General features: G+C 70.1%; 24 protein-coding genes. 15 read left to right on the top strand and 9 right to left on the bottom strand.

Annotated features, from left to right (window positions below):
- Positions 1–113: 113 nt before the first annotated feature.
- On the bottom strand, positions 114–1898 hold the full coding sequence (locus tag ACFYPD_RS33595; protein WP_387122675.1) for an N-acetylglutaminylglutamine amidotransferase: 1785 nt from the start codon (positions 1896–1898) through the stop codon (positions 114–116).
- A gap of 238 nt (positions 1899–2136) precedes the next feature.
- Here ACFYPD_RS33595 and ACFYPD_RS33590 point away from each other — a divergent pair, with 238 nt between their 5' ends.
- Together ACFYPD_RS33590 and ACFYPD_RS33585 are read left to right on the top strand one after the other, a co-directional pair.
- The gene (locus ACFYPD_RS33590; RefSeq protein ID WP_387122672.1) at positions 2137–2553 is read left to right on the top strand and encodes an SCP2 sterol-binding domain-containing protein; all 417 of its coding nucleotides are present in this window, start codon (positions 2137–2139) and stop codon (positions 2551–2553) included.
- Positions 2554–2563: 10 nt separating this feature from the next.
- Positions 2564–4612 (top strand): glycogen debranching N-terminal domain-containing protein, encoded by a 2049-nt coding sequence (locus tag ACFYPD_RS33585; RefSeq protein ID WP_387122681.1) that lies wholly within the window; start codon positions 2564–2566, stop codon positions 4610–4612.
- Between the two features lie 12 nt (positions 4613–4624).
- Here the strand turns inward: ACFYPD_RS33585 and ACFYPD_RS33580 are convergent, their stop codons facing one another.
- Both ACFYPD_RS33580 and ACFYPD_RS33575 read right to left on the bottom strand, forming a co-directional pair.
- Positions 4625–5347 carry a VOC family protein gene (locus tag ACFYPD_RS33580; protein WP_387122669.1) on the bottom strand — a complete coding sequence of 241 codons (723 nt, stop codon included), beginning with the start codon at positions 5345–5347 and terminating at the stop codon, positions 4625–4627.
- Positions 5348–5461: 114 nt separating this feature from the next.
- Positions 5462–6346: an aminoglycoside phosphotransferase family protein gene (locus ACFYPD_RS33575; RefSeq protein ID WP_387122666.1), complete on the bottom strand. Its 885-nt coding sequence runs from the start codon at positions 6344–6346 to the stop codon at positions 5462–5464.
- Positions 6347–6442: 96 nt separating this feature from the next.
- Here ACFYPD_RS33575 and ACFYPD_RS33570 point away from each other — a divergent pair, with 96 nt between their 5' ends.
- The gene (locus ACFYPD_RS33570) at positions 6443–7153 is read left to right on the top strand and encodes a DNA alkylation repair protein (RefSeq protein ID WP_387122663.1); all 711 of its coding nucleotides are present in this window, start codon (positions 6443–6445) and stop codon (positions 7151–7153) included.
- Between the two features lie 166 nt (positions 7154–7319).
- Positions 7320–8648, top strand: a complete 1329-nt coding sequence (locus tag ACFYPD_RS33565; RefSeq protein WP_387122678.1) for an MFS transporter — start codon at positions 7320–7322, stop codon at positions 8646–8648.
- Here the strand turns inward: ACFYPD_RS33565 and ACFYPD_RS33560 are convergent.
- Entirely contained in the window at positions 8608–9321 is a 714-nt protein-coding gene (locus tag ACFYPD_RS33560) for a hypothetical protein (RefSeq protein ID WP_387122660.1), read from the bottom strand. The genes ACFYPD_RS33565 and ACFYPD_RS33560 overlap by 41 nt on opposite strands.
- A gap of 75 nt (positions 9322–9396) precedes the next feature.
- Between ACFYPD_RS33560 and ACFYPD_RS33555 the strand changes: the two genes are divergently transcribed.
- Positions 9397–10227: a PIG-L family deacetylase gene (locus tag ACFYPD_RS33555; RefSeq protein WP_387122657.1), complete on the top strand. Its 831-nt coding sequence runs from the start codon at positions 9397–9399 to the stop codon at positions 10225–10227.
- Positions 10228–10320: 93 nt separating this feature from the next.
- Positions 10321–11577, top strand: coding sequence for a PP2C family protein-serine/threonine phosphatase (locus ACFYPD_RS33550; RefSeq protein WP_387122654.1), 1257 nt, complete (start codon positions 10321–10323; stop codon positions 11575–11577).
- Here ACFYPD_RS33550 and ACFYPD_RS33545 read toward each other — a convergent pair whose 3' ends face one another.
- The gene (locus ACFYPD_RS33545) at positions 11578–11943 is read right to left on the bottom strand and encodes an STAS domain-containing protein (protein WP_387122652.1); all 366 of its coding nucleotides are present in this window, start codon (positions 11941–11943) and stop codon (positions 11578–11580) included. It abuts the gene before it with no gap.
- A gap of 188 nt (positions 11944–12131) precedes the next feature.
- Between ACFYPD_RS33545 and ACFYPD_RS33540 the strand changes: the two genes are divergently transcribed.
- Positions 12132–12542, top strand: a complete 411-nt coding sequence (locus ACFYPD_RS33540) for an ATP-binding protein (protein WP_387122650.1) — start codon at positions 12132–12134, stop codon at positions 12540–12542.
- A 237-nt stretch (positions 12543–12779) separates the two neighbouring features.
- Positions 12780–13499: a GAF and ANTAR domain-containing protein gene (locus ACFYPD_RS33535; protein WP_387122647.1), complete on the top strand. Its 720-nt coding sequence runs from the start codon at positions 12780–12782 to the stop codon at positions 13497–13499.
- 71 nt (positions 13500–13570) lie between these two features.
- Here ACFYPD_RS33535 and ACFYPD_RS33530 read toward each other — a convergent pair whose 3' ends face one another.
- The 4 genes from ACFYPD_RS33530 to ACFYPD_RS33515 form a co-directional block, all read right to left on the bottom strand.
- Positions 13571–13810, bottom strand: coding sequence for a hypothetical protein (locus tag ACFYPD_RS33530; RefSeq protein ID WP_387122644.1), 240 nt, complete (start codon positions 13808–13810; stop codon positions 13571–13573).
- A 128-nt stretch (positions 13811–13938) separates the two neighbouring features.
- On the bottom strand, positions 13939–14601 hold the full coding sequence (locus ACFYPD_RS33525) for a DUF3618 domain-containing protein (protein WP_387122641.1): 663 nt from the start codon (positions 14599–14601) through the stop codon (positions 13939–13941).
- 22 nt (positions 14602–14623) lie between these two features.
- On the bottom strand, positions 14624–15019 hold the full coding sequence (locus tag ACFYPD_RS33520) for a phage holin family protein (protein WP_387122638.1): 396 nt from the start codon (positions 15017–15019) through the stop codon (positions 14624–14626).
- Positions 15016–15684, bottom strand: a complete 669-nt coding sequence (locus tag ACFYPD_RS33515; protein WP_387122635.1) for a hypothetical protein — start codon at positions 15682–15684, stop codon at positions 15016–15018. Before ACFYPD_RS33515 ends, ACFYPD_RS33520 begins: the two co-directional genes overlap by 4 nt.
- Before the next feature lie 443 nt (positions 15685–16127).
- On the opposite strand from ACFYPD_RS33515, the gene ACFYPD_RS33510 reads away from it, so the two are divergent.
- The 7 genes from ACFYPD_RS33510 to ACFYPD_RS33480 all read left to right on the top strand — a co-directional run bounded on the left by ACFYPD_RS33510 (position 16128) and on the right by ACFYPD_RS33480 (position 20547).
- Positions 16128–17225, top strand: coding sequence for a hypothetical protein (locus ACFYPD_RS33510; protein WP_387122632.1), 1098 nt, complete (start codon positions 16128–16130; stop codon positions 17223–17225).
- Between the two features lie 8 nt (positions 17226–17233).
- Entirely contained in the window at positions 17234–17533 is a 300-nt protein-coding gene (locus tag ACFYPD_RS33505) for a hypothetical protein (RefSeq protein WP_387122630.1), read from the top strand.
- Positions 17530–17811, top strand: coding sequence for a hypothetical protein (locus ACFYPD_RS33500; RefSeq protein WP_387122627.1), 282 nt, complete (start codon positions 17530–17532; stop codon positions 17809–17811). The genes ACFYPD_RS33505 and ACFYPD_RS33500 overlap by 4 nt, the downstream gene beginning before the upstream one ends.
- Positions 17812–18475: 664 nt before the next feature.
- The gene (locus tag ACFYPD_RS33495) at positions 18476–18907 is read left to right on the top strand and encodes a phage holin family protein (RefSeq protein WP_387122624.1); all 432 of its coding nucleotides are present in this window, start codon (positions 18476–18478) and stop codon (positions 18905–18907) included.
- Positions 18904–19377, top strand: a complete 474-nt coding sequence (locus tag ACFYPD_RS33490; protein ID WP_387122621.1) for a DUF3618 domain-containing protein — start codon at positions 18904–18906, stop codon at positions 19375–19377. Before ACFYPD_RS33495 ends, ACFYPD_RS33490 begins: the two co-directional genes overlap by 4 nt.
- 236 nt (positions 19378–19613) lie before the next feature.
- Entirely contained in the window at positions 19614–20186 is a 573-nt protein-coding gene (locus tag ACFYPD_RS33485) for a GNAT family N-acetyltransferase (protein ID WP_387122618.1), read from the top strand.
- The gene (locus tag ACFYPD_RS33480) at positions 20161–20547 is read left to right on the top strand and encodes a hypothetical protein (RefSeq protein WP_387122615.1); all 387 of its coding nucleotides are present in this window, start codon (positions 20161–20163) and stop codon (positions 20545–20547) included. The genes ACFYPD_RS33485 and ACFYPD_RS33480 overlap by 26 nt, the downstream gene beginning before the upstream one ends.
- The last annotated feature ends 751 nt before the right edge of the window (positions 20548–21298 follow it).

Below are 21298 nucleotides of genomic sequence, written 5' to 3'. Positions count from 1 at the left end.
TCTCGACCTGGGTGTCCTGGAAACGGGCCAACGAGGTCGACCCGGTCCGCCTGCGCCCCACCCCGCACGAGTTCGCCATGTACTTCGACTGCTGACGGTGGCCCGCTCCGGGGTCAACGGATGCCGTGGGACTGGAGCCAGAGTTCCAGCAGGCCGAGCTGCCAGAGCTTGTTGCTGCCGGCGGCAGCCTGCGCCCGGTCCGGTTCGGCGAGCAGTTCGGCGACGTATTCGGGCCGGAACAGGCCGCGTTCACGCGCCGCCGGCGCGACGAGGGCCTCCGTGACGAGGTGCCGCACCGGCCCGTCGACGTTGCGCAGGGCGGGCACTGGAAAGTAGCCCTTGGGCCGGTCGATCACCTCCGCGGGCAACGCCTCCCGGGCCACCTCCTTGAGGATCCCCTTGCCGCCCTGCGCCACCTTGTGCTCCGGTGGGCAGGCGGCGGCGAGGGCGACGAGGTCCTGGTCCAGGAACGGGGTACGCACCTCCAGGCCCCACGCCATGCTCATGCTGTCCACCCGCTTCACCGGGTCGTCGGGCAGCATCAGGTGGGTGTCGAGGCGCAGCACCGCGTCGAGCGCGGTGTGCGCCCCGGGCGCGGCCAGGTGCGCGGCGAGCAGTTCGCGGCTGGCGTCGTGGTCGCAGGCGTACGCCGGGTCGACCACCAGGTCCAGTTCCGCATGGCTCCGGTCGAAGAACGCGGCGGCGAACGCCTCGGCGGCGCCGTCCCGGGGCACCTGCGTGAGGGGCTGGTGGTAGGCGTAGCCGGCGAACACCTCGTCGGCGCCCTGGCCGGACTGTGCCACCTTGACGTGCCGAGCCACCTGCTCGGAGAGCAGGTGGAAGGCGACGACGTCGTGGCTGCCCATCGGCTCGGTCATCGCCACGACCGTCCGCCGGACCGCCGGCTCCAGGTCGTCGTTGCTGAGCTGGATGCGGTGGTGGTCGGTGCCGAAGCTGCGGGCGACGAGATCGGAGTAGTGGAACTCGTCGCCGGTCTCGCCGCCGCGGCTGTCGAACCCGATGCTGAACGTCTGCAGGTGGTGCTGCCCGGCCTCGGCGAGCAGGGCCACGATCATGCTGGAGTCCAGCCCGCCGGAGAGCAGCACCCCGACCGGCACGTCCGCCACCAGCCGCCGCCGCACCGCCGTGCGCAGCGCGTCGCCGACCGCGGCCTGCCAGTCCCGCGCGGCCATGCCGGCGTGCGCCGGATTTCGCTGGTAGTCGGGCCGCCAGTAGACACGCTCGCGGCTGCGCCCGTCGGCTTCCACGACCCGCACGGTGGCGGGCGGCAGCTTGCGTATCCCGCGCAGGATGGTCCGGGGCGCCGGCACGATCGAGTGCCAGGACAGGTAGTGGTGCAGCGCCACCGGGTCGATGTCGGTGTCCACGTCGCCGGCGGCCAGCAGCGCCGGCAGGGTGGAGGCGAACCGCAGCCGCCCCGGGGACTCGGCGAGGTAGAGCGGCTTGATGCCGAGCCGGTCCCGGGCCAGCACCAGCCGGCGCCGCTCCCGGTCGATCAGCACGACGGCGAACATCCCGACGAGGTGGTGGACGAAGTCCTCACCCCACTCGGCGTACGCCACGAGGATGACCTCGGTATCGCTGGTGGAGTGGAAGGTGTGCCCGGCCGTGCGCAGTTCGTCGCGCAGCTGGGGGTAGTTGTAGACGCAACCGTTGAACACCAACGCCAGGCCCAGATCCTTCCGGACCATCGGCTGGGCTCCGGCATCGGAGAGATCGATGATGGTCAGCCGGCGATGGCCGAGGGTGATCCACCCGTCGTTCCACAGGCCCTCCCCGTCGGGACCCCGGGATCGCATCGCCTCGCTCATCCGGGTCACCGCGAGGCCGTCCGGCACGGATCCGTCGAATCGCGCCTCCCCGCTGATCCCACACATCCTCAGGGCACCTCCTCCCGGAAGACACGAACATCGCTTGCCCGTCATCGCCGGACCGGTGGCACGGCCCATGAAAGCGCGCGACTACCCGTTGCGCACGTGGCGAAACGAAACCCCGAAGGGTGAAGTCGACTCCGGCGGCGACGCGCGATGGCGCCCCGGCGCCCCCACGGCAAGGTGCGAAAACGGCAGTTCTCGCAGGTGGTGTGACCTACGCTGCAATCGGGCGGGGGCAGGCATGAGCGACGAGATCGAGGCATTCTTCGTGGCGCTACCGGCGCGGGGGCGTGCGATGCTGCCAGCGCGAGTTCGGGGAACGCTGCGCGTGGACCTGGTGACCCACGGCTCGACCGACCATTGGTACGTCGATCTCCGCGCGACGGATCAGGTGGTGGTGAACAGGGACGTCCGGGCGGCTGACGCCGTGCTGACGACCACGCCCGCGGTGTTCGCCCGGCTGGTGCGGGGCGAGTCCCCGGCCACGGCCGTGCTGCTGCGCAACGAGGCGACCCTCGTCGGCGACGCCCGACTGATCCTGGCGTTCCGGCGGTACTTCCCGCCCGAAGAGGGCGCCGGCGATCCGCGGGAGGCCGCGCAGCGGCGCGCTACCCACGGGCAGGCCTGGCGCGAGCGCCTGCGAGCCGGGATGGCGTGACGGCATGGCGATGCGGAAGTCGATCAACATCCTGGACGGGAACACCTTCCTGGTCTGCGACGACCGTGGCGACGTGGATCCGTCGCCCCGCGTGCCGACGGGCCTGTTCTCCTACGACACCCGCTTCCTGTCCACCTGGCGGTTGAGCGTGAACGGAGAACGGCTGCACGCGTTGTCGGTGGACGACATCCGGTACTTCGAGAGCCGCTTCTTCCTCGTGCCGGGCGAACCGACCCACTATGTCGACGCGACGGTGTCGGTGATCCGCGACCGCAGCATCGGCGGCAGCTTCACCGAGAACCTCGCGGTGCTCAACCACACCGACGCGGAGACGACCCTGGCGGTACGCGTCGACATGGCCTCCGACTTCGCCGACATCTTCGAGATCAAGAACCCGCAGGCCAAGAAGGCGCCGGTGCAGGCGATCGTGGAGGAGGGACAGCTGCGGCTGCGCTACCGCCGGGGCAGCTTCCACCGCGAGACCGTGATCTCCAGCTCCGCGCCCGCCCGGGTCGACGCGGACGGCATGACGTTCGAGGTGCGCGTACCGCCGCAGTCGGAGTGGCAGACCCGGTTGCACGTACGCACGCTCGTGCTGGGCGCACACGAGCGCGACTTCCGCGACAGCCTTGAGCTGCGCCAGGCCCGCTCCCCGGCCGAGCTCGACGAGCAGCTGCGGCGGTGGACGGCGACCGCCCCTCGCCTGAAGTGCGACAGCTCGTCCGTCACCATCGCCTACCGCCGGAGCCTGGTGGACCTGGCCGCGCTGCGCTACACCTCGATCACGATGGCGGAGGAACTGGTCGCCGCCGGGCTGCCGTGGTTCATGACGGTGTTCGGCCGGGACAGCATCTTCACCTGTCTGCAGGCCCTGCCGTTCACCCCGCAGCTCGTGCCCGCCACCCTCGGCACGCTCGCGTACGGCCAGGGCAGCCGTCTCGACGACTTCCGGGACGAGGAGCCCGGCAAGATCCTCCACGAGCTGCGCTACGGCGAGTCCGCCGGATTCGAGGAACAGCCCCACTCGCCGTACTACGGCGCGGCCGACACCACTCCCCTGTTCGTCATCCTGCTCGACGAGTACGAACGCTGGACCGGCAACGGCGCGGTGGTGCGCGCCTACGAATTCGAGGCTCGCGCCGCCCTCGACTGGATCGACACCTACGGCGACCTGCTCGGCACCGGCTACATCTGGTACGAGACCCGCAACCCCGACAACGGTCTGGTCAACCACTGCTGGAAGGACTCCCCGGACTCGGTCTGCTACCGCGACGGGCGCCTGCCCCCGTTTCCCCGCGCGACCTGCGAACAACAGGGCTACGCCTACGACGCCAAGATCCGGGGCGCTCGCCTGGCCCGGCTGTTCTGGAACGACCCGGCCTACGCCGACCGGCTCGAACGCGAGGCCGCCGACCTGAAGGCCCGGTTCAACGACGAATTCTGGATCGCCGACGGTGAGTACTACGCCCTGGCGTTGGACGCGGAGGGAGGCCAGGTCGACGCGCTGTCCTCCAACATCGGGCACCTGCTGTGGAGCGGCATCGTCGAGGAGTCCCGGGCCGACCGGATCGCCGAGCTGCTGCTCAGCGAACGACTCTTCTCCGGGTGGGGAGTGCGCACCCTGGCCACCGACTGCGCCCGCTACAACCCGCTCGGCTACCACGTGGGCACCGTGTGGCCGTTCGACAACTCGATCATCGCCTGGGGCCTCTGGCGCTACGGTTACCGCCGCGAGGCCGCCACCATCTGCCAGGCCATCTTCGACGCCGCCGACTACTTCCAGGGCCGCCTGCCCGAAGCCTTCGCCGGCTACCCCCGGGCCCGCACCACCTACCCCGTGGAGTACCCGACCGCGTGCAGCCCCCAGGCCTGGTCCGCCGGAACCCCGCTGCTCCTGCTACGGGTGATCCTCGGCCTGCAACCCCACGACGAGCACCTCATCATCGACCCGGAACTCCCACCCGGACTCGGACGGCTGGAACTGCTCGACATACCTGGACGGTGGGGCCGGATCGATGCCCTGGGGCGCAGTCGCACCGCGGCCGACATCGCGGAGTAGCCGCCCGCCGCACTACCGGGGCGTCAGCACACAGAACTCGTTGCCGTCGGGGTCGGCCATCACCACCCAGCTGACGTCGCCCTGACCGATGTCGATCCGCTTCGCCCCGAGGGAGAGCAGACGGTCGACCTCGGCCTGCTGGTCACCATTGGCAGGTGGCGCCAGGTCCAAGTGCAGTCGCTGCTTGCCGGTCACCGGCATCAGCGGCGGACCGCCCCACGTGATCTTCGGACCGCCGCGCGGTGACTGGATCGCGGTCTCCTGGTCCTGGTCCCAGACCAGCGGCCACCCCAGCGCTTCGCTCCAGAAGTATCCGACCTCCTGCGTGCCGTCACAGGAGAGCGCTCCGATGAACCCGCAGTCGGCGAGGAAGTTGTTGCCCGGCTCGATGACGCAGAACTCGTTGCCCTCGGGGTCGGCGAGCACCACGTGGCCCTCGTCCGGGCGCTGGCCGACGTCGATGTGCCGGGCGCCGAGTTCGAGCGCCCGGGCCACCGTCTGCTGCTGGTCCGCCAGGGAGGTGCTCGTCAGATCGAAGTGCGCCCGGTTCTGCCCGACCTTCGGCCGCTCGGTCGGAAGGAAGCGGATTCGGAACCCCGTGTCATCGCTGGGCAGGAGCGCGACTGCGCCCTGTGGGTCATCGGCCAGGTCCCGACGCAGAACGCCGGACCAGAACTCTGCGAGCCGCAGAGGCTGGTTCGCATCGAAGCTGAGTGCGAACAGTTGACAGGTCATCCCTCTGCTCATCTCCGATCGCTGCCGACGGAACGCCCTACCATCCCGCCGACCGGCAGCCTATGGGTGAGCCGGCGTCACCGCAGCCGAGTATTCGGCGGCCGACCTCCCCGGTCAGGGGCCGTCGGACAGGACCGCTCCTACCGCCCGCTGGGCGAGCGCGTACATCGTGGGGTTGGTCTCCCGGTAGTAGGTCAGCGCGCTGATGAAGGTCAGCGCCCAGCCCTTGCCGCGCGCCCAGGTCGCGTCATCGAACCCCGCCGTCTCGCGGAAGACATCGCGCGAGTCGGCGTCGAGGAGTGTCCACGCCGCCATCGCGTCGCAGGCCGGGTCGCCGACGCCCGCCGCGCCGAAGTCGATCAGGCCCCCGAGACGGCCGTGCCGGACGAGCACGTTGCCCGGAAGCAGGTCACCGTGGGTCCAGACGGGCGGACCGTCCCAGGCCGGCGCCGCCAGCGCGTTCTCCCAGATCGCCAGAACAGCGTCGACGTCGACCATGCCGCGGGCGGCCTCGGTCCACTCCCGCAGGTATTCGTCACGGCCACTCAACGGACCGCTGCGGTAGCCGGTACGGGCGCCGGCGGTGTCCGCCCGCCCCAGGCCGGCCACCAACTCGCCGAGGTCGGCGGCAAAGCCCCGCGGATCGGTGTTGCCCTCGGTCGGGTGTTCGCCATCGACCCAGCGGTGGACCGCCCACGGCCACGGGTACCCGTCAGCCGGCCGGCCGACGGCACACGGCTGCGGCACCGCCACCGGCAGGTGCTTCGCGAGGACCGGCAGCCACTCGTGTTCGAACCCGACCTGCTTGACCGCACCTTCGATGCGCGGCAGCCGGACCGCCAACTCGTCGCCGAGCCGGTAGATGGCGTTGTCCGTACCACCGGAGGGCACCCGCGTGACCGGCCGATCCGCCCACTGCGGGAACTGCCCGGCGATCAGCCGTTGAACCAGGGCGCTGTCCGTGCGTACCTCGTCCTTGTGCATCTGGCCGCCGGACAATTCGAGCCCTCCTCCGGTCGCTGGTGTCCGTGGAGGCTAGCCGGATGCGGAGAGGCAGCGCCGTGGGGGCTGCCGATCACGCTACGTTGCACAGTCATGGCCACGATCGCCGACGTCCGCCACGAACTCGCCAGCCTCGCCGACCCGGGGCGGGCGGAGGCATCGAGCCGGTTCCTCCAGATGACCCCAGGCGGGTACGGCGAGGGCGACAGGACCATCGGCGTCCCGGTGCCGGAGCAGCGCAGGGTGGCCGCCCGGTACTGGCGCGACCTCTCCCTGGCCGAAACGGCGGAACTGCTGGCCGGTGGCGTGCACGAGGAGAGGCTGACCTCGCTGTTCATCCTGGTGCGGAAGTTCGCCAAGGGAGACGAGGAGGAACGCGGCCAGATCTTCCGCCTCGTCCTGGCGAACACGGGCCGCATCAACAACTGGGACCTCGTGGACTCGTCCGCTCCGTACATCGTCGGCCCCTGGTTGGTCGACAAGGACCGAAGCGTCCTGGACCGGTTGGCCGAGTCAAGCCTGGTGTGGGACCGGCGCATCGCCATCATGGCAACCTTCGCCTTCATCAAAGGCGGCGACTTCCATTGGACCTTCCGGCTCAGTGAACGGCTCCTGCGCGACCCGCACGACCTCGTCCAGAAGGCGGTGGGCTGGATGCTGCGCGAGGTGGGCAACCGTGACAGAGCGGCGGAGGAGGAGTTCCTGGCCCGACGGTACCGGGCCATGCCGCGGGTCATGTTGCGGTACGCGATCGAGAAGTTCGAACCGCAGCGACGCCGGGAGTACCTGTCCGGCACGGTCTAGACAAGCCAACCCGTGCGCACGGCGTCGAAATCCACTCACCGCCCCTGGTCGCACAACCCACGGTTGTGGCTCGCCGCCGGCGCAGTTGTTTGATCCCGCATCCCCGGCCTTGCTTTGATCCCAGCGATCAACGGCAGGGTGCCTGAGGCGGAGGGTGCGGAGCTTGGTGGGCAGACGATCCCTGGGCCGGCAGTTCGGATGGCTCTGGGCGGCGTACGCGGTCAGCGCCTACGGTTCCGCGCTGGGTTTCGGTGCGATGCCGCTGATCGCCCTGCTGGTGTTGCACGCCAGCCCCGCTCAGGTGTCCGCGCTGTCAGCGGTGGGGCCGGCAGTCGGCGCCCTGATCGCGTTGCCGCTCGGGCCCTGGGTGGAGTTTCACCGCAAGCGCCCCGTGATGATCGCGATGGACCTGGCCCGTTTCGCGGTCATGATGACGATCCCGGTCGCCTACGCCTTCGGCCGGCTCAGTTTCGTCCAGTTGCTGGTCGTCTCGGCCGTGGTCGCCTCCGCCAAGATCACGTTCCAGGCGGCCAACGGCGCCTACCTCAAGGCCCTCGTCCGGCCGGACGACCTGCTCGTGGCCAACGCGAGGTTCGAGTCGACGACGTGGAGCTCGATCGCCGTCGGGCCGCCGCTGGGCGGTGCGGCCGTCGGCCTCTTCGGGCCGGTGACCACCGTGGTGGCCGACGCGCTCAGCTACCTGTTGTCCGCGCTGGGCATCACGGCTGTTCGTGGCAGAGAAGAACGCCCGCAGCGCAATGACAGTCGCCGGGTCCGGGCCGGCGAGTTGCTCGACGGCTGGCGCCATCTCCTGACCCACCCCGGCCTGCGCGGGCTCTACCTCAACCAACTGCTCGTCGGCGGACTGATCATGGCCACCGAGCCGCTGCTGGCCGTGCTTCTGCTCGGCCAGCTCGGATTCCCACCCTGGCAGTACGGCCTCGCGTTCGCCGCCCCCTGCGTCGGCGGCCTCATCGGCTCACGCCTCGCCCGCCGTGTCGTGGCCCGGTACGGCCAACACCGAATCCTCCGTACCGTCGGCACGCTGCGCGCGGTCTGGCTGATCGGGCTCGCCTTAGTCCAGCCCGGCATCGCCGGCCTCGCGACGGTGATCGCTGTCGAGCTCGCGATCATCATCAGCATGAGCCTGTACAACCCGGTACTGGCCACCTATCGACTGGAGCACACGCCCGGAGACCGCGTCGCCCGCACCCTGTCGGCCTTGTCGATCAGCAGCAGCGCCTCCATCGCCGTCCTCGGCGCGCTCGGCGGACTGCTCGCCGGCGCCACCAGCCCACGCACGGCTGTCACGATCGCGGGGCTGCTGATCCTCGCCAGCCCGCTGCTGCTACCCCGCCGCCAGGATCCCGCGGTCGTGTCCGACCTTGAGCTGGCAACGGCCCACGCCGGATCACCGGCGGGCCCTTCGCACGGAGCCAACTCCCGCGGTGTCCTCAGGCCAGGAGAATCTCCCGCATCGTCGCCCCCGGGTTGATGCCGTCGACCACCCGGGGACCGGTGGGGTCGTACACGTCGAGGGTGTTGTTGCGGCGCATCAGCTCGCGGATCGCAGGTGGCAGCCGCGGCGGGTCGTCCATGGCCGCGAGGACCTGCCCGGCGGTGGAGATCAGTCCAGCCGCCAGGGCGGCGGCGTCGGTGTCCACCCGCACCCGGCCGTACTCCCAGCCGGCGGTGGTGAGGTCGAGCAGCTCGAACACGCCGGTCACGACCGGGGCCGGGTCGGTCACCCGGTCGAGCCGGGACGCCCCGCCGCCGACCACCGCGACGGCGGCGGCCACCTGCGCGTACGGGTGGAAGCCGGACGGCAGCGCGAACAGCGGCCACCGCAGTGCCGGGCCGGCCTCCTTCCAGAGCGGCCGGTAGTTCCGGCGGTGCACCAGGAGCCGCCGGCCGGTCCGTCGGTGTATGTCGTGGGCCTGAGCCAGTAGATCAGCGTGGGCCTCGTCGGCGGCCTCGCCCACGATCCGGGCCGCCACCACCAGGCCGTCGTCGCCGTTCAGCATCCGGGTGACCGCGTCGACCTGTTCCGGAAAGCGGATCTGCGCGCGGGCGCCGTACCGGTGCTGGACCTCCCGCAGCAGCGTCTGCTGCCGTTCCGGATCGAGCTGGACCCGCCTGCCACCCAGCAACCGCTGGAGCCAACGCATTTTGCCTCGTTTCAGCGGAGCCGTCCGGGACCGCGGCAATGCTAGTGCGTCGGACGTCCCTCGTATGGTGATGGGGTGGCTGACAGATCCCTGACCTTGATGGCGGTGCACGCGCACCCCGACGACGAGGCGACGAGCACCGGCGGCATCCTCGCCCGCTATGCGGCGGAGGGGGTCACGACGGTGCTCGTGACCTGCACGGACGGGCGGTGCGGCGACGGACCCGGCGGGGTCAAGCCGGGCGACCCGGGGCACGACCCGGAGGCCGTGGTAGCGATGCGCCGGGCCGAGCTGGCGGCCAGTTGCGAGGCGTTGAAGGTCACGCACCTGGAGACGCTCGACTATGCCGACTCCGGGATGATGGGCTGGGCGGCCAACGACTCGCCCGGCGCGTTCTGGAACACGCCGGTGGCACAGGCGGCCGACCGGCTGGCCGAGTTGATCCGGCGCTATCGGCCGGACGTCGTCGTCACCTACGACGAAAACGGCTTCTACGGCCACCCGGACCACATCCAGGCGCACCGCATCACCATGGCCGCCGTCGAGCGGACCGACATCCCCGCGAAGGTCTACTGGACCACCGTGCCGCGCAGCGCCTTTCAGGAGTTCGGCCGCGTCATGAAGGAGATCGGGGTCGAGTTCCCCGAGCCGGACGGGCCGTCGGAGGACATGCCGCAGCTCGGCCTGCCCGACGACGAGATCACCACCTGGGTGGACACGAGCGCCTACGGCGGGCAGAAGTTCGAATCGTTGGCCGCGCACGCCAGCCAGGCCGAGAACATCTTCTTCCTGCAACTGGGGCAGGACAGGTTCACCGAGCTGATGGGCGTGGAGACCTTCGTCCGGGTCCGCGACACCACCGGTGCGCCGACGCGCGAGGACGACCTGTTCGCCGGCCTTCGCTGAGCACGATGGCGATCAGGGGCGGGCCTGGTTGCGCTCCCCGACGCCCCTGAGCGTGCTCGGCGGTGACCGGCGGGTCACTCGTAAACTCCGAGTGTGGAGAGCAGTCAAGGGCAGGTCCTGGCGGGCATGTTGGACGCGGCGGAGGACGCCTCGCCGGTGGATGCGGTCGAGGCGGTCACCCGCGAGCTCGGTGCTGCACTAGGCGCGCACACCGTCTCGTTCCTGATCGCCGATCTCGGCGGCCGGGCCCTGGTCCGGCTGGCTCACGTGCCGTTCGACGGCGCGGGCGGGGGCCGCCGCAACGGTGACGAGGTCGCCACCGTGCTGCCGTTCGACGGCGGCCCCGCCGAGCAGGCGCTGCGCAGCCAGACGGTGCAGGTCATCACGCAGCCCGCCGGCTGGACGGTGTTGGCGCCGGTGACCGACCGCGGTGAGGCGATCGGCCTGCTGGAGATGGTGTTGCCCGAGGAGCCGACTGCGCAGACTCTGGAGGAGATCGCGCGCACGGCGCACGCGTTGGCGTTCGTGGTGATCGCGAACCGCCGGCACACCGACCTGTTCGAGTGGGGGCAACGCACGACCCCGTTCACCCTGTCCGCGGAGATCCAGCGCCGCCTGCTGCCGGCTTCGTTCACCTGTGAGGCCAGCGCATTCACCCTGTCCGGCTGGCTGGAACCCGCCGCCAGCATCGGCGGGGACACCTTCGACTACAGCCTGGGCCGCGACGTGCTGCACTTCAGCGTCACCGACGCGATGGGCCACGGGGTGGCCAGCGCACTGACAGCCACCCTCGGGGTGGGCAGCCTGCGCAACACCCGCCGCCGCGGGGCCGACCTGGTGCAACAAGCCGACGCCGCGAACGCCGCCGTCGCCGAACACGCAAGCGTGCGCGGCAGCTACGTCACCGCGGTGCTCGGCCGCCTCGACCTGCGCACCGGTGCGTGCGCGTTACTCAACGCCGGGCACGTGCCGCCACTGCTGGTGCGCGGCGGCGACGCGCAGCCGCTGCGGCTGCCGCGCAACTTCCCGCTGGGCATGTTCACCGAGGCCGACTACCACCAGGGGGAGATCAGACTGCAACCCGGCGACCGCCTGGTACTGGTCACCGACGGCATGCGCGAGCGCACCGCCGCCAGCCTGGACCTGCTGGCCATGTTGCGGTCGATCGGCGATCTGCACCCGCGCGAGGCTGTCCGGGCGTTGGCCGACGCCGTGCTCGAGGTGGCCGGGCCGCGCCTGGCCGATGACGCGACCCTGCTGATTCTCGACTGGCACGACGGGCACCGGCGAGGCCGGCGTACCAGTGCCGGCGCCGACCCGCAGCGGGTCAGCCCGCCGCCGGCCGGCTGACTACCCGCCGGTCGCACCGCCCACGGACTGCACATCGGCTTCGGCCGCCTGCACGCTGTCATAGACGTCGATCGCCCGATCCACCGACGTGACCCTCAGGACACTGCGCACCGCGGGCTGCACCGCAGCCAGGCGCAGCCGGCCACCCACATCCCGCAGCGACTTGAAGATCACCACCAGCGCGCCCAGCGCGCTGGAGTCGATGAACCCCACTTCGGCCATGTCGACCACCACCTGCCGGTCACCGGCATCGACCAGCCGCTGCAGCCCTTCGCGCAGCTGCGGGGCGGTCGCCATGTCGACTTCGCCCCGCACCTCGACCACGGTGCAACCCCGGCCCGGCCGGACCGACATCAGCAGATCCACAACCAGCCTCCCAGCGCGGACGATCCGCACCCAGCCTAAACGCCCGCGCGCGAAACCACCGCGGACGGGATCACACCGAGGCGGCACCATGACCGTTTCGGCTCACCCACCTCGGGTACGGCAGTCACAGCCGACGCGAGAACGGGATGCCGAAGTGGCCGCTCCCGGGCCGAGGAGGAGTTGCGGGAATGCGGGCGACCATGACGCTGTCACTGCCACGGCAACCGTCCTCGGTGAGCCGCGCCCGCCACGTACTCACCACACTTCTGAGCCTCACCGACGCCGGCGAGGAGCCTCGGGGCCACCTCGCCGTGCTGATCTCCGAGGCATGCGCCAATGCGGTGACCCACGGCGACGGCGACGGCCCCGTCGACGTCACCATCGTCATCGACGACCACGAGTGCCTGATCGAAGTCGGCAACCGTGGCAGCACCCCCGACGGCGCCGGACTGACCGCCGAGCTGCCCGGCCCGCTGACCGTCGGGGGCCGCGGGCTGCCCCTGATCGCCGCACTCGCCGACACCGCCACCTTTCTCGATGAGCAACCCGACCAGGTCCGGCTCCGCATCACCGTGGGGCTCACGCCACGCGGGCTGTGACCAGCGCCTCCGGCCTGGCGGATCGCGGTCGGGGTCTGCCAGCGGGCGAGGCTCGGCCGGACGCCGGCACGAGAATCGGGGCTAGGATGGTGGTCTGTAGTCGACGCCCCTGTTGCGTCGACGTGCCAGCGTCATGAAGAGGCGCAGGTCCGGCCCCCCCCAAACGGGGTTCTGCAGTGACCTGCGCATCGCCCGCCCACAACAGCGCGGCGAGGTGCCCACTGAAGGACACCACTCATGACGGACACACGGCTCATGGACTCAGCGGAAGCGCTCGCCCGGCTCGGCCGCCTGAGGTTCACCGACATCGACTTCCACGGCGTGCTGACTCTGGTCTCCGAGTTGGCGCAGCGCACCATCCCGGGCGCGAGCGAGGTGTCGATCACCCTGATCGGCCCGGCCGGCGCGCACACCGCCGCGTCCACCGGCGACCTGGCTCTGGCACTCGACGAGCGGCAGTACGCACGCGGCCAGGGACCCTGCATCACGGCGGCGACCTCCACCACCACCATCATCGTGGCGGAGATGGCCGGTGAGCACCGGTGGCCGGACTGGGCGAGCGAAGCCGTCGACGCCGGGGCGCACAGCTCCATGTCGATCGGGCTGCCGCTGCACGAGGCGGTCACCGGGGCCCTCAACATCTACGCCACCGTGCCGGCCGCGTTCGACGACGCCGCGGTGGCGCTGTCCCAGAAATTCGCGGGCCACGCCGCGGCTGCCATGACGAACGCCCACCTCTACGACACCCAGGTGACGCTGACCCAGCACATGCAGGCGGCCATGCGAAACCGCGCCGTCATCGAACAGGCCAAGGGCATCATCATGGCGGAGCGGCGCTGTACGGCCGACCAGGCGTTCGCGATCCTCACCAAGGCTTCCCAGAACAGAAACACGAAGCTGCGGGATGTCGCCGCCGCCCTCGTCGCCCGTGTGACACAGTCTCCGCCCACCGGCTGAGGGGGTCGCCCCGACCATCGGCGCGGGAAGAGCTCCGCGAAGGCCTCACAGTTCGCCGCAGACCACGCGGATCAGCCGGTCGAGGACCTGGCCGGCGCTGACCCGGAGGCCGTCGTGCTCGGGCGCGGTGACCGGCCGCCCGGCCCGCCCTGCAGGAACAGCAGCCAGGGCAGCGACTCCCGCTCCCTGCCGGCGGCCGCGACCTCGCGGGCGTACACCTCGATCCGCTCGCCGGCCGGGTCCGCGTGGTCGAGCGGCACCCCGAAGCTGTGGTCGGTGATGACGGTGCCCGGATGGCGGTAGGTCGGCACGGTGTTCCCTTTCCCACGATGTCCTGCGGCGCGATCAGGTGCCGGTCCATGCTGAGTGAGCATGGTCTGCTGCGTGACGCAGCAGACCATGCTCACGTGGCGGGTCGGAGCCCGAAACGGCTGGCCGACTAGCGGTGCCGCATTTCCTGGGCGGCGTCCCGCGTCTCGTCCTGCACCTGGTGTGCGGCCGATCGGCCCTGGTCGCGGACGGCGGACGCGCCCTGGGCGGCGGTGGACCGCACCGACTGGGCCGCCTGCTGCGCGGGCTCGCGCATGTTGTCCCGGAGTTGGTTACCGACCTGGCTCGCCTGCTGGCGCAGCCCGGCGGAGTGCTCGCCGACCATGCCCCGGGCCTGCCCGGCCCACTGCCGCTCGGGGCGGCTGGGCGGGATCAGGGAGGACACCAGCAGCCCGGCGCCGAAGGCGATCAGGCCGGCCGCGAGCGGGTTGCCCTGCGTCTGCGCCCGGGACTGCTGCCCGAGCGACCGCGCCTCGTCCCGGACCGTACCGGCAGCGCCCTGCGCCTGCGCGCGGGACTGCTGCCCGAGCGACCGCGCCCCCTCCCGGACCGAACCGGAAGCCTGCGACATCCGCTGGCCGGCGCCGTGTCCGTCCGACTGCGCGCCCATCACCTTCTCCTTGACTCGGGTCAGCGCGCCGCGAGCCTGCCCGACGCGCTCGCCAGCGATCCGACGCGGGCTCATCTTGTCGGTCAGGGCATCCACGTCGCTGCTCAACTCGCTCCGGGTGTTCTCGATCTCTGATCGGATCCGATCCGGATCGTTCGACATGATCCGCTCCCTCCTGGGTCGGTCACCGGCCTCGCATGGCCTGTGGCATCTCCCGCGCGGTCTGTTTCGTCCGAGGCAGGACCGCGCGGAGCTGCCGCATCTTGGTCCGGGCGTTGGCGAGCAGGATGGCAGCGACGACCGCCCAGACGACCGCCACGATCAGTGCGGCCCAACCCTCATCCATCACGTTCGACAGGCCCCACCAGACCGCGTACGACACGAACAGCACGGCCAGGAAACCGGCCAACGCCGCCCCGCCGAACATCCCGCCGGCCTTTCCGGCCTGGCTCGCCTCCTCGCGCAGCTCGGCCTTGGCCAGCTCGACCTCTTTGCGGACCAGCGTGGAGAGATCCCGGGTCACGTCGCCCAGCAGCTCGCCGACAGAGGACTGGGTCCGCTCCTTCTCCGGGGCGCTCACGGCGCCACCCCGCCCGGGACCTCCGGCTCCGGCCGGCCGGCCGGCGACACGTTCTGCACCCGGGCCATCCCGGTGTACGGCTGGTCTCCGGCGTACGGCGCCTCGACCGCCCGCTCGGCCGACGGTGTCGCCGCCGGCTGCGTGGGCTGGGCCGGCTGAGCGCCCGAGCCCGACCCGTCGGAGCCGGTCAGGTTCCGGGTGAGCCGGCCGACCAGCAGGCCCGCCACCACCGCGCCGGCGAGGAAGGTTCCGGGATGCTGCCGGGCGTACCCCCGCACCTCGTCCAGAACGTCGCCCGGCTCCCGCTGGTCGAGCCACCCGGCGGCCCGCTGCGCCGCGTCGGACGCCCGACGAACCGCCTCGCCGGCCATCCCCGACTGCCCGCTCTGCTCGGCCATCGAGCCGAGCTCACGGCCGAGGTCGCGCAGCCCTTCGGCGGCCCTGTGCTGCTGCGTCCGAGCCTGGTCCCGCAGTTGCGTGGTGGCCTGCCCGGTCAGGTTCCGGGTCTGTTGCCACGCCTCGGCGGCCACATGCCCGCCCTGCTCGGTCGCGGCGTGCGCCACATTGCCACCGGTTTGCGCGGCGGCTTGGCCGACCCGGGAAGCCTCCTGCCGGGCCTGCTCCCCCGTGCCGCCTGGCGGGCGGCTCTGGTTGGTTGCCGTCATAGCCCTGCTCCCTTCCTCGCTCCCGGCCGACGAAGCTTCCCGCCCCGCGCGCCCGGCCACAGCACATTCGCCGCGATTTGCAAGAGCGCCATCAGGTAAACCGCGAAGCGCAGATGTTCTTTGTCGAGATGCGCCCTGCAATGCGGCCTTGGTTTACTGCACAGTTCGACTTCCCTCGTATTCGCCACGTGAGTGCCCACCTGACCGGCCGTTATGCCCGCCATCCTCGGAGCCGGGAACTGGACGCGGCGAGTGGCCAGGATGGCTTCGAGCAGGCCGGTTGAAATAGCTCGAACGGCTCAAGGGGTGACGGCCAGGTGGTGTCCCGGCACTCCTTACCGATAACTGTCGGCCTGGTTACAGAGCGCGCTCGCGGCGTTGATCAAATGTGGTTGCCGATCCTAGGCTGCCTCGGAGTGTCAGCCGACGATCAACGGGGGATCATGAGCGGCTTCTACGTGGACCCGAACGGGCTCAACGGTCTGTACAACCTGCTGCACCGGGCATCCGGCGACGCCGCCGACATCCTGGGCTACACCACGCGCCACTGCGACCTGACCTTCGACCAAGAAGGACTGCTGTTCATGCTCGCGGGTCCGCACCACGCGGCGTACCAGCGGATGACCCAGGGCTTGGAGCGGCTCCACACACTGACCGGCAGCGCCGCCACCCAGATCAATCTGGCCCAGCTTGGGTACGCCGAATCGGACCATGCCGCCGCTGCCCGCCTCGACCAGACCTACCCGGGCGCGCAGGATCCCACGGGCCTGCGGTCGACCTTCACGACCGGGCGGCCTGACCCGTGGGCATCAGCGCCCCGCGCTGCGTTCGCTGACGTCGCGGACCCGTCCGCGCGGCTGGTGGCCCCGAACTACGCCACGGGCATCGAGATGTTCCAGATCAACCCGCTCGCCGACCTCCTCAGCCCGGCCGCGTGGCTGCGGCAGGTCGCCGTGTGGCTGTTCGGTGAAGACCCCTTCGAGGGCTGGGGCAAGGCGTTCAGCGGCGACTGGGACTCCTATGTCCACTGCGCCGCCGCGTGGGGCATCATCGGCAACGCCCTCGACGACCTCGGCCGCAACCTCATCACGAGCACCGGCGACGTGCCGCAGGTCTGGCGCGGCAACGCCGCGGAAGCCGAGCAGGAATACCAACTCGGCCTCGGCGCGGCCACCCGCGCGCTGCACCCCGCGTGCCGGCAGTACGCGGACCTCTACACCCAGGCCGCCGAGGCCGCCAAGCACCTCTACTCCGTCGTCACCGGGCTCATCAGCAAGCTCATCGATGTGCTCATCGTCATCAACCTCGCCTCCGCCGCCGGCACCGCCACCATCGAAACCGCCATCGGCGCCGTCGCCGGCTACAGCATCGCCGCCTACTACGCCTGGCAGGCCTACGACCTCTACAACGAAATCTCCACCTGGTACGGCAACGCCGAAGCCACCTTCCGCACCATCGCCGGCTCCATCGAGCTGATCAAAGCCGGCATGGCAGTAGCCGCCCTACCCGACCTCAAGCCCTACCACCACCCCGGCCAGTAGGACCCGCCATGACCGACGACATCGCCCGAGACCCCCTCGCCCGAGCCCTCCTCACCACCCTCGCCCGAAGCCGCGGCACCAACGATCCCTTGGGCTCACTCGCCCGTACAGTGCTCACCGGAGACCTGGACCTCCGCACCGCCGCAGCTGTCTCCTGGCACAGCGACGCACTCCAGGCCTCCTTCACCGAGGCCATGACCCGACGCGACGCGCTGTCCCCCGACCAGCGGGCCGAGTACGAGCGGCATGCCCGTCAACTCCGCGACCTTCACACGTCGCCCGACACCGAGGAGCACCGGCAGGAATGACCGCCTGGACCCGATGGAAGATCGCCATACCACTCACCGGCCTGAGCCTGCTCATGCTCATCCCGGCCGTGTTCGGCACCTGGGCCTGGTGGTCGGAGAACAGCACCACCTACCGCGCCCTCAGCGTCGTCATCTGCCTGGTCACCGCCGCCACCGTCGCCACCGCACTGTCGGTCGGGATCAGACCCGCCCGAGACACCCCGTGGCTGCGCATCGGACTCGTCGCACTCGGCGTCCTCGCCACCTGCGGACTCGCCATCGTCCGCCGGTCCTTCTGAACCGCTCTCAGATGCGAGGCGGACCTTAGAGCCGCTGCCTCGTACCAGCGAGAACGGCACCGGGGGCTGCACCTGATGCGTAAGGGGCATCGGACATCCTCGTCGGCAAGGGCGGCCCGAGGACCTGGCGCACGAAATCCCACAGCAGAGAGGGCCACCTCCCCCCACTCCAGGCCACAGCTCCGTCTCACGCATGGCTGGCCCTCCTCGGCCCAACCGGCGGGCGTGATTGTGGTGGCCCGCGTGGCGGCCATGCAAGTCTGCCGATTAGATGCCCGCCGCCTGAAGTCGAGTCGGACAATCAGGGCTATGCGGACACGTTGGGTTCAGGGAGCGATCATGGGGCGCAGGAGCCACTCAAGCATTCGGCAAGCGTTGATCCTTGCGTTCGGGGTGGGGGCGCTGACCGGGGCGGCGGGCGCGCTGACACTGCGTCGTGGCAGGCAGGCGGGTGACATCCCGGCGGCTGATGTCGCCGGCCACCTGCGAGACACCGCCTTGCCGCCTCTGGGCCGGCGTTCCGACGAGCCCTTGCCGGGCTCGATGAAGTCGCCTGCGGTGCAGCAAGGCTGACCCGGTCGCTCAGCATCAGTCGGACTTGGCCAACCACACCGTCGTTGACGTCTCTGGCCATTCCGGTACGCGAGAACTAGTGAGGGCACGTATGCCAGAAGATTCCAGCGGCAGCTCTGGCGCTGCCTCTGCTGACACGCCGGTCGCTGAGCTGGTGCAGCGCGCCACCGAACAGATCACCCGGCTGGTCCGGGACGAACTGACGATGGCCCGTGCGGAAATGACCGCGAAGGGCAAGCGAGCAGGCATGGGCGCCGGGTTGCTCGGTGGCGGCGCCATGCTCGGTTTCTACGGCGTTGGTGCCGTCGTCGCCGCAGTGGTGCTGACCCTGGGCGCGTTCATGCCGGACGCGCTCGCCGCCCTCATCGTCGCCGTCATCCTGTTCATCGCCGCAGCAGTAGCGGCGCGACGCGGAAAGAAGCAGGTCACCAAAGCCATGCCGGCCACGCCGACAGCAACCAGGGACAGCGTGCAAGCAGACATCGAGACGATACGCGGCGCGACAGGTCGGAGGCGGCCATGAGCACGGCAAGCCCAAGCAACGACCCGGACAAAGTTCGGCAGGACATCCAGCACACGCGAGCAGAGCTGGGGGAAACCGTCGCCGCCCTGGCCGCCAAGACCGACGTCAAGACCCGCGTGGGCGGCAAGGCCACCTCAGCGGCCGGTGGACTCCGGCAGCGCCTGACCACGGCCAGCCAGTCGGCGAAAACCTCGGCAACCCAGATGCTCCGCACGGCAAGCCAGAAAGCCTCCCAGCGCGCCACGACCGCCAAGCAAAAGACGCGTCAGGCCATGACCACGGCGCGCGGCTCGGCCTCAGCCGGTGCCGAGACCACCGGCAAAACCGAGTCCACCGAGGTAACCTCCGCGCGTGCCGTGACGGCGAAGGTCGGCACAGCGGTACGCGCCAAACCCGTACCGGTCCTCGCGGCCGCCGGCGCCGCAGCCGCCCTCACGATCGTGGCCTACCGACGTAGCCGGACGAGATGACCAACAGCGCCGCCGGATCGCCGCAACCGATCGCTCTGCTCCCTTGTGCGCTCTGAGGCACCAGAGAGCGTGCCTCCGTCTACCCTGCTGTGCACCTCATCAGTTCACCAACTACAGGTAAGAGGCTCCGGTCGGCCTGGTCATCGGGCCGGCCTTGATCATTCCGCGCATGTTCCGGATCTTGCGGACTGGACCGCTTCCCGTCTCGCCTCGGTCCCGTATGCGAGGCTTCGGCGGTGACGAAGTGCAGCCTCCGCACAGCCACCTCGGCCGACAGCGGTTTCCTGGTCGACATGCTCATGGAGGCCATCAACTGGCTGCCTGAGCGCAACTGGTCACGCGAGGAGATCCTGACGAACCCCGAGCTGGCCCACTATGTCACCGGTTGGATGCAGCCAGGGGATTTCGGAGTAATCGCGGTGGACTTGGCTGATCGGCCAGTGGGCGCGGCCTGGTGCCGATACCTGACCGCCGCCGATCCAGGCTACGGGTACGTCAGTGACGAGGTGCCGGAGCTGACCATCGGCGTGGTGGAATCCTGGCGCAACCGCGGTGTGGGCCGGGCGCTCTTGCGCGCCGTTCTGTACGTCGCACACGATCGCGGTCTGCAGGCGGTGTCGTTGAGCGTGGAGCGGGCGAACTTCGCCGCAAGGCTGTACGCCAGTGAAGGCTTCCACACAGTCGAGTCGTTCGACGACGCAGACACGATGGTTGCTGAGCTCGCCGGCCGCCGTCTCCCCGGCGGAGTTCGACCCTTCGTTCAGAGCGAGCCAATGACCGTCGATGAGCCGCACCAGCAGAAGGACTGACGAACACGACCCGGACCTGATCTCGCAACGTCCCGGGCTGCTGATCATCCCGGACAAGGGCTACGTGTCCGCCGAGTTGGACCGCTGGCTGGCTGAGCGCGGAGTCCGGCTGCTCCGCCCGTCCTACCGCAACCGCACACCACGACCCGGCGAACACCTCCTGAAACCGATCCGGCAACTCACCGAGTCGGTCAACGACACGCTCAAGGGCCAACTCGACCTCGAACTACACGCCGGACGCAGCATCGAAGGCGTCGCCGTCCGCGTCGCGCAACGCCTCCTCGCGATGACCGCCGCAATCTGGCACAACCGCACCACCGGCCAGGCCGTCACCAGGTCCCTGATCGCCTACGACCACTAACCAAAGGAGTTTGGACTTACTCGTCTAGTAGCCCTATCAAGCAACGCTCGGAACCAACCGCCAGATCGAGGCGCTCGCTATCGACTTGAAGTAGCGCGGGCCACAGGGTGGAGCTCAGTGGCGAAGCCGAACAACGCTTGAAGTGACGGCCTGACGACGGCCTAGACACGGCTCTCGTCAGGTGTTGCCTCCTCCCGTCCGCGCCCCCCGCTGCAGCGACGATCCGGCGTACAGGTCGACTCGTCCGTCGCCCTCCAGGCCAGCCGCCGTCATATGGTGGCTGGCCTGCTGTTTCTTCGGGCGCTACCGGTCGCCGTTGGTCATCGTTGGTCAGCGTTCAACGGCCCAGCGACGGCCCAGACGGCCCCGAGACGGCCCGAGCCGAGCGGTTCATGGGGCTGCCCCGAGTGGTCCAGTTACCGCGACCCGATCACGTCAGACCGCTTCGTTAACCTTCGCTGCCGATCAACATCGGGGCATCCAGCACCGCAATAGAGCGGCCTCCCTGGTCTGCGTGGGGGTCGGTTCGGGAACCAAACCGGGCCTAACCAGCGTCCAGGCTTCGTCGAGGGGCAAGGTGTGGCCTGTCAGCGTTGATCAGGCACAACCCGAGGGGTCGGGCGACGAGCGAGTTAGTTCGCCGCTCGACCCCTCGTTTGTAAGAGGAAGATGCCCCTGGCGGGGCGCCCACGGGTTTGTGAAACTTGATGCGTCGCCCGCTGACGTCGACAGAACTTGGCACCACGAGTCC

The sequence above is a fragment of the Micromonospora sp. NPDC005299 genome (assembly GCF_042872345.1).
GTDB lineage: Bacteria > Actinomycetota > Actinomycetes > Mycobacteriales > Micromonosporaceae > Micromonospora.
Note: the sequence above shows the minus strand (reverse complement) of the source record. Positions and strands in the feature narration are given on the sequence as shown.

Excerpts from the sequence above, each read along its gene's own strand:
- ACFYPD_RS33595 (WP_387122675.1), bottom strand. The coding sequence starts at position 1,898 with ATGTGTGGGATCAGCGGGGAGGCGCGATTCGACGGATCCGTGCCGGAC.
- ACFYPD_RS33590 (WP_387122672.1), top strand. The coding sequence starts at position 2,137 with ATGAGCGACGAGATCGAGGCATTCTTCGTGGCGCTACCGGCGCGGGGG.
- ACFYPD_RS33585 (WP_387122681.1), top strand. The coding sequence starts at position 2,564 with ATGCGGAAGTCGATCAACATCCTGGACGGGAACACCTTCCTGGTCTGC.
- ACFYPD_RS33580 (WP_387122669.1), bottom strand. The coding sequence starts at position 5,347 with ATGACCTGTCAACTGTTCGCACTCAGCTTCGATGCGAACCAGCCTCTG.
- ACFYPD_RS33570 (WP_387122663.1), top strand. The coding sequence starts at position 6,443 with ATGGCCACGATCGCCGACGTCCGCCACGAACTCGCCAGCCTCGCCGAC.
- ACFYPD_RS33560 (WP_387122660.1), bottom strand. The coding sequence starts at position 9,321 with ATGCGTTGGCTCCAGCGGTTGCTGGGTGGCAGGCGGGTCCAGCTCGAT.
- ACFYPD_RS33540 (WP_387122650.1), top strand. The coding sequence starts at position 12,132 with ATGCGGGCGACCATGACGCTGTCACTGCCACGGCAACCGTCCTCGGTG.
- ACFYPD_RS33535 (WP_387122647.1), top strand. The coding sequence starts at position 12,780 with ATGACGGACACACGGCTCATGGACTCAGCGGAAGCGCTCGCCCGGCTC.
- ACFYPD_RS33525 (WP_387122641.1), bottom strand. The coding sequence starts at position 14,601 with ATGTCGAACGATCCGGATCGGATCCGATCAGAGATCGAGAACACCCGG.
- ACFYPD_RS33515 (WP_387122635.1), bottom strand. The coding sequence starts at position 15,684 with ATGACGGCAACCAACCAGAGCCGCCCGCCAGGCGGCACGGGGGAGCAG.
- ACFYPD_RS33510 (WP_387122632.1), top strand. The coding sequence starts at position 16,128 with ATGAGCGGCTTCTACGTGGACCCGAACGGGCTCAACGGTCTGTACAAC.
- ACFYPD_RS33505 (WP_387122630.1), top strand. The coding sequence starts at position 17,234 with ATGACCGACGACATCGCCCGAGACCCCCTCGCCCGAGCCCTCCTCACC.
- ACFYPD_RS33500 (WP_387122627.1), top strand. The coding sequence starts at position 17,530 with ATGACCGCCTGGACCCGATGGAAGATCGCCATACCACTCACCGGCCTG.
- ACFYPD_RS33495 (WP_387122624.1), top strand. The coding sequence starts at position 18,476 with ATGCCAGAAGATTCCAGCGGCAGCTCTGGCGCTGCCTCTGCTGACACG.
- ACFYPD_RS33490 (WP_387122621.1), top strand. The coding sequence starts at position 18,904 with ATGAGCACGGCAAGCCCAAGCAACGACCCGGACAAAGTTCGGCAGGAC.
- ACFYPD_RS33480 (WP_387122615.1), top strand. The coding sequence starts at position 20,161 with ATGAGCCGCACCAGCAGAAGGACTGACGAACACGACCCGGACCTGATC.